Source organism: Longimicrobium sp. (genome assembly GCF_036399935.1).
Taxonomy (GTDB): Bacteria; Gemmatimonadota; Gemmatimonadetes; order Longimicrobiales; family Longimicrobiaceae; genus Longimicrobium.
Genome location: NZ_DASWMD010000016.1, coordinates 420,648 through 431,658 on the forward strand (window position 1 = coordinate 420,648; position 11,011 = coordinate 431,658).

7 protein-coding genes are annotated in these 11,011 nt (G+C 69.4%); 4 read left to right on the plus strand and 3 right to left on the minus strand.

Annotated features, from left to right (window positions below; genetic code table 11):
* Positions 1 to 6 precede the first annotated feature (6 nt).
* Both VGB24_RS06545 and VGB24_RS06550 read right to left on the minus strand, forming a co-directional pair.
* Positions 7 to 516 (minus strand): hypothetical protein, encoded by a 510-nt coding sequence (locus VGB24_RS06545; protein WP_331072154.1) that lies wholly within the window; start codon positions 514 to 516, stop codon positions 7 to 9.
* A 288-nt stretch (positions 517 to 804) separates the two neighbouring features.
* Positions 805 to 1,299 (minus strand): hypothetical protein, encoded by a 495-nt coding sequence (locus VGB24_RS06550; RefSeq protein ID WP_331072155.1) that lies wholly within the window; start codon positions 1,297 to 1,299, stop codon positions 805 to 807.
* A gap of 203 nt (positions 1,300 to 1,502) precedes the next feature.
* Here VGB24_RS06550 and VGB24_RS06555 point away from each other — a divergent pair, with 203 nt between their 5' ends.
* The 3 genes from VGB24_RS06555 to VGB24_RS06565 all read left to right on the plus strand — a co-directional run bounded on the left by VGB24_RS06555 (position 1,503) and on the right by VGB24_RS06565 (position 5,705).
* On the plus strand, positions 1,503 to 2,852 hold the full coding sequence (locus tag VGB24_RS06555; protein ID WP_331072156.1) for a DUF1343 domain-containing protein: 1,350 nt from the start codon (positions 1,503 to 1,505) through the stop codon (positions 2,850 to 2,852).
* A 393-nt stretch (positions 2,853 to 3,245) separates the two neighbouring features.
* On the plus strand, positions 3,246 to 4,979 hold the full coding sequence (locus VGB24_RS06560; RefSeq protein ID WP_331072157.1) for a serine hydrolase: 1,734 nt from the start codon (positions 3,246 to 3,248) through the stop codon (positions 4,977 to 4,979).
* 150 nt (positions 4,980 to 5,129) lie between these two features.
* On the plus strand, positions 5,130 to 5,705 hold the full coding sequence (locus VGB24_RS06565) for an HAD family hydrolase (RefSeq protein ID WP_331072158.1): 576 nt from the start codon (positions 5,130 to 5,132) through the stop codon (positions 5,703 to 5,705).
* A gap of 187 nt (positions 5,706 to 5,892) precedes the next feature.
* Here VGB24_RS06565 and VGB24_RS06570 read toward each other — a convergent pair whose 3' ends face one another.
* Positions 5,893 to 8,016, minus strand: a complete 2,124-nt coding sequence (locus VGB24_RS06570; RefSeq protein ID WP_331072159.1) for a putative bifunctional diguanylate cyclase/phosphodiesterase — start codon at positions 8,014 to 8,016, stop codon at positions 5,893 to 5,895.
* A 210-nt stretch (positions 8,017 to 8,226) separates the two neighbouring features.
* Here VGB24_RS06570 and VGB24_RS06575 point away from each other — a divergent pair, with 210 nt between their 5' ends.
* A complete protein-coding gene (locus VGB24_RS06575; protein WP_331072160.1) occupies positions 8,227 to 10,470 on the plus strand; it encodes a fused MFS/spermidine synthase in 2,244 nt (747 codons plus the stop codon).
* The last annotated feature ends 541 nt before the right edge of the window (positions 10,471 to 11,011 follow it).

Sequence of the window (11,011 nt, forward strand, 5' to 3'; positions counted from 1 at the left end):
CGGACCTCAGCGCCGCTGCATCCCGAAGTGGCGCGTGATCCTCCAGTTGCCGATCTCCGCCTGCTTTCCGGCCTCGTACGTGAGCGGATGGTCCTTGTAGGTCACCGCGGCGACGTGCACGCCGTACGATCCTCCCACGTTGCCCCAGACCATCGTCACCAGTTCCGTGTGTCCGAAGTCGCTGAAGGTGGTGCTGCTGGGCTGTCCGTACCGGGCGAGCGCTACGCAGGCGTCCATCCCCACCGCCACGCCGGAGCGCCGGCCGCGGGATTCGTTCGCTTCCGCGCAGCCCATCCGCGCCAGCAGCGTGGCCGAGGCGGCCGGATGCGAGGACCGGCGCCGCGCCGGCTCTTCGATATCCGCCCTGGGTGCCACGGCCGGTGCGCCGCCCTCGATGACCCCGCTGATAGCCATCATCTCCGCGCCTGCGAACGGCACGGCCTGCGCACGTGCTTCGGACGCGGAGATCAGCGAGATCGTGGCGGCGAGGGCGGCGGCGTAGCGGATGAAGGACATGATGGTGGCTCCAGCGATTTCGGTGAGGTGCGGGGACGATGGCCCCGGCGACGGCATCACCTTATTCGAGGAACGCGCCATAATGATCGATCGCGTGCAAGTACTTCATCTGCAGCGAGTTACGTCCTTCTCATCCACCGGGTGCGCCCACCGTGGAATGTACGGATATCGGTCTGGATCGAATGTGCATCGAGGCTGAAGTCGTGGAATTCCGCCACGTTTAGCCTGCCTGTACGAATTCCGGGCGGCAGAGTGCGAGAAACGCACACCGCCCAGGTGGACGGCGTCTCAACGCATTCCTGCCACCTCGTGACGCCCGGCCCAGAAGATGGAGTAGAGGGCGATCACGGCCACGCACACGGGCAGGAAGACGACGTAGGACAGCGCCTCAAGCTGCAGGAACACGAAGAGGAACACCGCGATCGGCCACAGCCCGCCCAGCAGGGTGACGAACAGGAAGGAGAGGAGCAGCGCGGCCGCGTCACGCCCCGCCGTGCGGCGCGCCTCGGCCTGGATCCCCCACGTCCAGCGGTGATAGCGATTGCGGGGAAAGCCCAGTTCCAGGGGCGTCGGGTACTCGGCGCTGTAGCGCGCGACCCAAACGACCGTGGCCCCGAGCACACCGCCGATCACGTTGCGCAGCGCCGGGTCGATCACCGCGTAGTAGAAGCGGGACCACGCCCAGTACACGGCCACCAGCCCCGCGCCGAACGCGATCTGCACCGGCAGCGGCCACGCGGCGGTCACCAGGTTGTGGAGTAACTCGCGTTCCAGCTCGGTCATGTGCCGACGAGGTTGACGGTGGGACCCCCATCGTCGCGCCTGTGTGCGGGTCGGCGCAAGGTCGTTCTTCCCTCGGACGCAAAGCCCGACGCCGATGGCGCGTGTTTCGCAGGCCTGGACTACGCTCGCCGCCACGCGGCAGTGTGGGTACCGCACCGCGCCAGCGCGGACGGCGGCACTTTCCTCGACCCGACGGACCACCGATGCATCTCCACGCCCCACGCTTCCTTCGCTTCACCGCCGCCCTGGCGCTCGCGGTTCTCTCCGCCGCGGGCTGCCGAACCGGGTCGCAGCCGGACGCGCCCGGCACCCAGGCCGATTCCGCGCCCGGTGCCACGGCCTCCGCGCCGGCGAAGGACGCGCCGCCCCGGAGCGCCGCGGTGGTGCCGGGAATCGAGGTGCTGCTCCGCGACTCGGTGCACCTGGTGCGCGGCAAGCGCGTGGGGCTGATCACCAATCCCAGCGCCGTCACGCGCTCCGGCGAGCTGGGCGCCGACGTGCTGGCGCGCACCCCGGGCGTGCGGCTGGTGGCGCTCTTCGGGCCCGAGCACGGCATCCGCGGCGACCTGGAGGCGGGCGCCACCTTCGTCGGCGGGCGCGACGCGCGCACCGGGGTTCCCGTCTACTCGCTGTACGACCGCACCCAGCGCCCCACCGCCGCGGAGCTGGACAGCGTCGACGTGCTGGTGTTCGACATCCAGGACATCGGGGCGCGCGTCTACACCTTCGTCTGGACGATGGCGATGGCCATGGAAGAGGCCGCCAAGCGCAAGATCCCCTTCATCGTTCTCGACCGGCCCAATCCCATCACCGACGCGCAGGACGGCCCCGTGATGGACATGGAGGTCCGCGCCGTCACGCAGGTGATCACCGGCTACTACAGCGTCCCCCTGCGCCACGGGATGACGGCAGGCGAGATCGCCCGCTACTTCAACGAGACGGCCAACGTGGGCGCCGAGCTTCACGTGATCCCGGCGGAGGGGTGGCGGCCCGACATGTGGTTCGAGGAAACGGGGCTGCGCTTCATTCCGCCCAGCCCCAACATCCGCTCGGTGAACGCGGCGCTCAACTTTTCCGGGCTGGTGCTGGGCGAGGGGACCAACGTGCACGTGGGGCGGGGCACCGACGCGCCGTTCAGCTACGTGGGCGCACCCTGGCTGAACGCCGAGCGGCTGCGCGACGCCGTGGCCCAGTACAACCTTCCCGGGGTGACGCTGACCCCGGTGCAGATCACGCCCACCACCGATCCCAAGGTCGACACGCAGTACAAGGGGCAGACCTTCACCACGCTGCGGCTGGACATCACCGACCGCAACACGTACCGCCCGGCGTACACGACGCTGGTGCTGCTGACGGAGGCGAAGAAGCAGAACCCAGGGCAGTTCCGCGTGATGAACACGGGGTTTACGCAGATGATCGGCTCGCACTGGGCACGCGCCGCATTCGACCGCGGCGACGACCCGCGCGAGATCGACCGCCGCTGGCAGCGCGAGCTGGCCGAGTGGAACGCGGTCCGCGAGCGCTACCGCATCTACCCGCGCGGCGACCGGTAGCCGATCATCAGCCTCAAGATGCTGGACCTATTACAAGACGTAGTCGAGGACGGGGTACATCTCCAGCGTAGCGGGCGAGCGGCTGCAAGCCATTCGCATCGAGCAGAGTGGTTTGTTGGGCCACGATGAGTCCTGGCTTGGGCAGACGCCGTTATGAGAAGCGTTAAGATGGCCGGATCGAAGAAGATGAATGGCAGAAACCCGAGCCATGCAACGGGGTTGTCCGAATAGCGCCCCGCCTCACGAGATGGCGTGCGGAAACAGAGGTAGCGCCTTGCCTGCAGCACCATCACAAGGCGGCCGTGTCAGCAAGGAAGCCCAGGAATATTCCGTAGCCGTGCGTGTGCCTGTATCTTCGTTGCGACCGCCTGCACCCACCTTTCGATCCTCTCCATGATGATCCGACTGTCGCACATGATCCGCGCGCTAGCGCTCTCGGCGGTCCTGGCGGCGCCCGCGAGCGCTCCGGCGCTGCTCGCGCAGGCCGCCGCGCCGGGCGTCACGGCCTCGGCCCAGGTGGTGGACCCGTCGCTGGCGGCGGTGGATTCCATGCTCGCGGCCGCCTATCCCGCCGGCGGGCCGGGCGCGGCGGTGATCGTGGCGCGCGGCGACCGCGTGCTGATGCGCAAGGCGTACGGGATGGCCGACATCGAGCTGGGCGTGCCGATGCGCCCGGAGCACGTCTTCCGCCTGGGCTCCATCACCAAGCAGTTCACCGCCGTCGCCACGCTGATGCTGGCGGACGAGGGAAAGCTCTCGCTGGACGACGACATCACGAAGTTCTTTCCCGACTATCCCACGCAGGGCCGGCGCATCACCGTCGAGCACCTGCTGACCCACACGTCGGGGATCCGCAGCTACACGTCCATCGCCGAGTGGCGGGCGAAGGCGCGTATGGACGTTACACCGGCCGAGCTCATCGCCGCGTTCCGCGACCAGCCGATGGACTTCGCTCCCGGCGAGGACTGGCGCTACAACAACTCGGGGTACGCGCTGCTGGGCGCCATCATCGAAAAGGTCAGCGGGCAGAGCTACGCCGACTGCCTGCGCACCCGCCTGTTCGAGCCGCTGGGGATGACGAACACGCGCGTGGAGACGCAGACCGCCATCATCCCCGGGCGGGTGCGGGGCTACGGGGTGGGACAGGGGCGCGCCATCACCAACTCCGAGTACCTGAGCCTGACGCATCCCTACTCGGCGGGCGCGCTGGTGTCTACGGTGGACGACATGCTGCGCTGGGGGCAGTCGGTGCAGGCCGGGCGCTTCCTGAAGCCCGAGACCTGGCGGCGCGCCCATACCGCGTTCGCGCTCCCCGCGGGGCGGGGAAGCGGCTACGGCTACGGATGGTTCCTGTCGCGGGTGGCGGGCGAGCCCTCGGTGGAGCACGGCGGCGACATCAACGGGTTCAGCTCGCATGGCGCGTTCATTCCCTCGCAGCGCCTGCACGTGTACGTGCTCAGCAACGCGGAGCGGGGTTTCGCGAATCCCGAGACCTTCGCCACGAGGATCGCCGAGCGCCTGATGGGCAGGGCGGCCCCGGCGTTCGTGGCCGTTCCCGCGGCGGAGCTGGACGCGTACGTGGGCGTGTACCGGGTGAGTGCCGACGAGCGGCGGGTGGTGACGCGCGACGGGGAGCGGCTGTTCCTGCAGCGTGGCCGCGGCGGCATGCGGCAGGAGATTCGCGCCCTGGGAAACCACGAGTTCATCAATCCCAACACCGGCACGCGGATCGCCTTCCTGCGCGAGGGCGGCCGGGTGACGGGGCTGCGGGTGAATCCGCGCATCGGGCCGCAGGAGGCGGTGTCGCCCCGGACCGACGAGTCGCCCGCCGAGGCCCTGGCGCCACTCGCGGCCCGCGTGGCGGTGCCCGCCGCCGTGCTGGACAGCTACGCCGGCGACTACCAGCTCGCCCCCAACTTCATCATCACCATCCGCCGCGAGGGGGATGGGCTGAAGGGGCGCGCCACCGGGCAGGGCGACATCACGCTGGTGGCGCAGACGGAATCCCGTTTTGCCGCGCAGGAGGCGCAGCTGACCGTGGAGTTCGAGCGCGACGCATCCGGCGCGGTCACCCGGCTGATGCTGACGCAGGGCGGACGCACGCAGCCGGCGCCGAAGATCAAGTAGGTCTTCCGCGAGGACGGGCCTGGCTGAGAGCAGGGCCTGGTGAGCCCAGGGCTTGTCGGGGTGTGGGTTCGATGATGTGGCGCGTCCACGCTGGGAGAGACGTTGGTCCGCGGGTGCAACGACACAGGGGCTGGGGATGGGATGAGCGGGATGGCGGCGGTGTTTCTGGACAAGGACGGCACGCTGGTGGACGACGTGCCGTACAACGTCGACCCGGTGCTCATCCGGCTCACGCGCGGGGCGGGGGAGGGGCTGCGGATGCTGCGCGATGCGGGCTTTCGCCTCTTCGTGGTCTCCAACCAGTCGGGGGTGGCGCGCGGATTCTTCGCGGAAGAAGCGCTCGGGCCCGTGGAGGCGCGGGTTCGCGAGCTTCTGAGGGACGAGGGGGTGGAGATCGAGGCGTTCCGCTGGTGCCCGCACCATCCCGAGGGCACCGTCGACCGCTACCGCATCGCCTGCGACTGCCGAAAGCCGCGCCCGGGGATGATCACCTCGCTCGCGGCGGAGCACGGCATCGACCTCGCCCGCTCCTGGATGATCGGCGACACCCCCGCCGACATTCAAGCAGGCCGCCTCGCCGGCTGCCGCACCATCCTGGTCGGCGGCCGAGCGGATGCCGATCCAGCCCTCACCCCGGACCACGGCGTCGGCGACCTTGCGGAGGCCGCGCAGATCATCGTGGCTGCACAACCAGCGGCGCATCAGACGGGGATCGATATCCGCTGAACGCCTACGAACGTCATCGGCTCAGCCTCTCCACCGTCTACTTCCAAGCACACTCCGACGGCTTCCTTCACACGTTCCATCAAGTCGTCCAGCGACCTGGCTTGCGTGTGACAGCCGCGCAGCGCCGGAACGGATGCCACGTAGCAGCCCTCCCTGTCGCGCTCGATGAGTACGTCGAACTCGCGATTCATCCTGGTAGCGCCTCTGCGTGCGACACCATCCACGCCTCGGCTTCGGCGGCGGGGAGCGGGGGCGAAAAGGCGTAGCCCTGCAGATGGGTGCAGCCGGCGGCGCGCAGGTCGTCGGCCTGTTCGCGCGACTCGATTCCCTCCGCGGTCGTTCCCTCCAGCCCCAGGCTGCCCGCCAGCGACACGATGGCGCCCACGATGGCCCGGCTTTCCGGCTTTTCGCGCAGCGACGCCACGAACGAGCGGTCGATCTTCAGCGCGTCCACGGCAAAGCGCGACAGGTAGCTGAGGCTGGAGTAGCCGGTGCCGAAGTCGTCCAGGTCCACCCGCACCCCCAGCGCCTTTACCTGCCGCAGCGCCGAGTCGGCCGCGACGTTGTCGATCAGCACGCTCTCGGTCACCTCCAGCCGCAGCGCTCCGGCGGGCACGCAGGCCCCACTGAGTGCCGACTGCACCTGTTCCACCATCCCCGGGTGGTCGAAGTCGCTCCCCGACACGTTCACGCTCACGAACAGCTCCGGAAAGCGCTCGCGCCACAGGCAGAGCTGCCGCAGCGCGTCGCCCATCACCCAGCGGTCGATCCGGACCATCATCCCGCTGTCTTCGGCAATGGGGAGGAACGCCGCGGGGCCCAGCAGCCCGCGCTCTGGGTGCTGCCAGCGCACCAGGGCCTCCCACCCCACCAGCGCCTCCGTCTGGGCAGACACGATGGGCTGGTAGAAGGTGCGGAACTCGGACCGGTCCAGCGCTCGGCGGAGCGCGTTCTCCGTTTCCAGAAGCCCCACCGCGTCGGCGTGCATGGTGGGCGAGAACACGGCGAACCCGCCGCGTCCGCGCGCCTTGGTGCTGTACATGGCGATGTCGGCGTCGCGCAGCACCTCGTCGGGGCCCGCGTACCCCTCGTGCAGCAGCGCCACGCCCATGCTGGCGCTGGGGGTGACCTCGGCGCCGTCCAGCTTGGCGGGCGCGGAGATGGCGGCCTGCAGGCGGGAGGCGATCCCCATCACCTGTCCCTCGCTGCGCGCGGAATGCACCAGCAGCGCGAACTCGTCGCCCCCCAGGCGGGCCGGGGTGTCTTCCGGCCGGGCGACGGCCTGGATACGGCGCGCCACCTCCTGCAGCAGCCGGTCGCCCGCGGGGTGGCCCAGGCTGTCGTTCACCCGCTTGAAGCGGTCCAGGTCCAGGAACAGCAGGGCGCATACGGCGTCGCCGCCCTCCCCGGCCCGCGCCAGGGCATGCCCCAGCCGGTCGAGCAGCAGGGTGCGGTTGGGCAGCCCCGTCAGCGCGTCGTACAGCGCCAGCTGCCGCAGCTCGGCCTCCATCCGCCGCTGCTCGGTGACGTCGCGGGTGTAGGTGATCACGTACGGGGGCTGCCCGCGACCGGCCGTGTTGCGCGAAAACACCTCCACCGTCCGCCACGACCCGTCCTTGTGCCGTAGCCGGAACCCGGTGCGCGCGGTGGCGCCCGGCTCCTGCATGTCGCCCGCGTAGATGCGGCGGACGAAGTCCTGGTCGTCGGGGTGAACGAACAGGGCGCCGCGCCGTCCCACCATCTCGTCGGGCGCAAAGCCCAGCATCCGCTCCACCGAGGGGCTGATGTACTGGATCACGCGCTGCGCATCCTGCACGTGCACGATGTCCCACGACTGCTCGGTGAGCAGGCGGAAGCGCTCTTCCGCGTGCCGAAGCTCCATCTCCGCCGACTTCTGACCGGTGACGTCCAGCACCAGCCCCTCCAGCGCCACCAGCGCCCCGTCGGCCGCCCAGACGCCCTGCCCCTGCTCCCACACCCACTTTTCACCGCCACGGGTGAGCATGCGGTAGGTGGACTGGAAGCGGCGGCGCCCGGCCAGGGCTTCCTGCACGTCGGCCCACACGCGGTCGCGGTCTTCGGGGTGAATGAGGCTGGCGTAGGTCACCCTGCCGTCCAGCAGGTCGGACGGCGGATACCCCGTCAACGCCTCGAAGCCCTCGCTGAGCAGCTCCGTGGGCCAGGTGGGCTCGTTCCGGCAGCGGTAGGCGAAGCCGGGAAGGTTGTCGAGCACGGTCCGGAAGGCCCGCTCGGTCTCCTTGAGCGCGTCTTCGGTGGATCGAGCCCGCGGCGGGCGCTCTGGAGCCGTCACTACACCTCTCGCGTGGCGATGGAGACCTGTTACACGGTTGTGACGGCGCAAAATGCGCACCCCTTCCGGTGATTTCCACCAGCCGGGGCGCGGCGTGCGCTTGACGCAACCGGCGCCCGCCGACGATGATACCCCGCATCGCCCGGTTCACCCCCACAGCCCACCGAATTGAGCACCCAACCCGCGCCGGCATCCAGGCCGTTTTCCATCATGCCCCCGCCCCCGCCGCCGGTTCCGCTGCCGGTGCGCGCGCGGTCGTTCGCCCTGGTGGGAACGTTCACCGCGTCGGTGTTCCTCAGCGCGTTCCTGCTGTTCCTGGTGCAGCCCATGTTCGGCAAGATGGTGCTTCCGCTGCTGGGCGGCTCGCCCGCGGTGTGGAACACCTGCATGCTGTTCTTTCAGGCCGCGCTGCTGGGCGGGTACCTGTACGCGCACGTGAGCACGCAAAAGCTGGGGGTGCGCGCCCAGGTGGGGGTGCACGTGGGGCTGCTGGCGGTGACGGCGCTGCTGCTGCCCATCAGCGTGGCGGGGCGCTCGCCGGAGGGCAGCGACGCGCCCATCCCCTGGCTGCTGGGGACCATGCTGCTCACCGTGGGCCCGCCCTTCTTCGTGCTGGCCGGCACGGGGCCCCTGCTTCAGCGCTGGTTCGCGCACAGCGGCCACAAGAACGCGGCCGATCCCTATCCGCTGTACGCGGCCAGCAACCTGGGAAGCATGCTGTCGCTGTTCGCCTACCCCGCGCTGATGGAGCCGCGGATGCGCCTGGCCGGCCAGAGCGCCGCCTGGGCTGTCGGCTTCGGCGCCCTCGCGCTGCTGATCGCCGGGGCGGCCGCCTGGGTGTGGCGCCCCATCCCGCCATCGATCGAAAGCGATGCGGCCCCCGCGGATGCGGACTCCCGCACTCCCGCACTCACGCACTCACGCACTGCGGTCCCCTGGCGCGAGCGGGGCATCTGGACGTTCCTGGCTTTCGTGCCGTCGGCCATGCTGCTGGCGCTGACCACGTACATCACCACCGACCTCAGCCCGGTGCCCCTGCTGTGGGTGCTGCCCCTCGCCCTGTACCTGCTGACCTTCACCCTGGCGTTTGCGCGAAGGCCGCCGCTGCCGCACGAGCACATGCTGTGGCTTCAGCCGCCCGTGCTGATGGTGGTGGTGCTGCTGCTGCTCAGCGGCTTCGTGGAAGAGGCCGTGGCAGCCATCCCGGTGCACCTGGCGGGGCTGTTCGTGACGGGGATGGTGTGCCACGGCGAGCTGGCACGCCGCCGGCCGGCCGTGCGGCACCTGACGGAGTTCTACCTGTGGATCTCGGTGGGCGGGGTGCTGGGCGGCATCTTCAACGTGCTCGTCGCCCCGGTCGTGTTCAACAACGTCTACGAGTACGCGCTCTCCATCGGCCTGGCGTGCCTGGCCCGCCCCTGGCCCCAGGAGCGGCAGGGGTGGAAGGGACAGGCGATGATGGCTGTGCGTACCGTGGCGGTTACGGGCGCGCTGCTGTACATCGGCGCCAACTCCAAGGAGATGAACCCCGGCCTGCTGATGGCATCCGCCGCGGCGCTGATGCTTCTGCTGACGCTGGCGCTGTCGCGCACGCCGCTGTGGCTGGCGCTGTGCCTGGGCACGGTGATGATGTACTCCACGGTGAAGGCCATCCGCGAGCCGGGGGTGCTGCTGGCGGAGCGCTCCTTCTACGGGCGCTTCAAGGTGGTGGAGTTCGGCATCATCGAGCGCTTTCACGTGCTGCGGCACGGCTCCACGCTTCACGGGGCGCAGAGCCTGATGCGCCCGCGCGACCCCATCACCTATTACCTGCCGCACGGGCCGGTGGGGCAGATCTTCGCCGCCACGGCTCCGCGCGCGGGGCGCCGCAAGGTGGCGGTCGTGGGGCTGGGAACGGGCACCACGGCCGCGTACGCCAGGGCGGGCGAGGAGTGGACGTTCTACGAGATCGATCCGCACGTGGTGAAGATGGCCACCGACCGCCGCTACTTCACCTACCTGCCGGACTCGCCGGCGAAGACGCGGATCGAGCTGGGCGACGCGCGCCTGTCGCTCGCGCGCGAAAGCGAGCCGAAGTTCGACATGATCGTGCTGGACGCGTTCAGCAGCGACGCCATTCCCGTGCACCTGCTGACCCGCGAGGCAATGGGCACGTACCTGGACCGCCTGGCGCCGGGCGGGGTGATCGCCATTCACATCAGCAACCGCTACCTGGACCTGGAGCCGGTGGTGGCGGCGCTGGTTCGCGAGCGGGGGCTGGCCGGGCGGGTGAGCAGCGGGCCGGATGGAAAGCGGAAGCGGTACGAGTCCATCGCCACCTGGATCACGGTGGCGCGCACGGACCAAGACCTGGTCATCATCGCGGCCGACCGTCGCTGGGAGCCGCTCACGGTCCGCCGCGTGCCGCCGTGGACGGATGATTACTCGAGCTTGTTGAGCGTGTTTGAGTGGTAGGGGAGTGCGGGAGTGCGTTAGTGCGTTAGCAGATAGAGATGTCGAGTGAGGTTCGACGCGGTTCGTCGCATGCCTCGGGTGCCCCCTCTCCCGGCCTCTCCTCCGCAAACGGCGCGGGAGAGAGGAGAACTTCGATCGGGGGTTCGACGCGGTTCGTCGCATGCCTCGGCAGCCCCCTCCCCCCTGCCCCCGCTTCGCAGGGGAGGGGGAGACCTGAACCGCGCTTCGGCTGGCCCTGTGAGCAACCGGGTTGATCGCTGACACTTTAAACCGGGAGGATCGTTGACAACTCCTCACGGTGATGACGCTAGTCCAGTCATCCCTGATGTCTCTTGTCCTCCCCCCTTGGGAGGCGTAAGCAGCCGCGAAGCGGAATGACAGCGCTCGCGCTCTACTTCGTCGAAGCGCCACGGCTTACGGGTGCACCTTGCCGTCGTGCGCGTTGAATCGCGCCAGCAGTGCATCGTAGAAGAAGATCGACCACACGCCGTCAGCAATCTCCTCCAGGGCGAGCGCTTCACGAACCAGGACTTCGCTGATG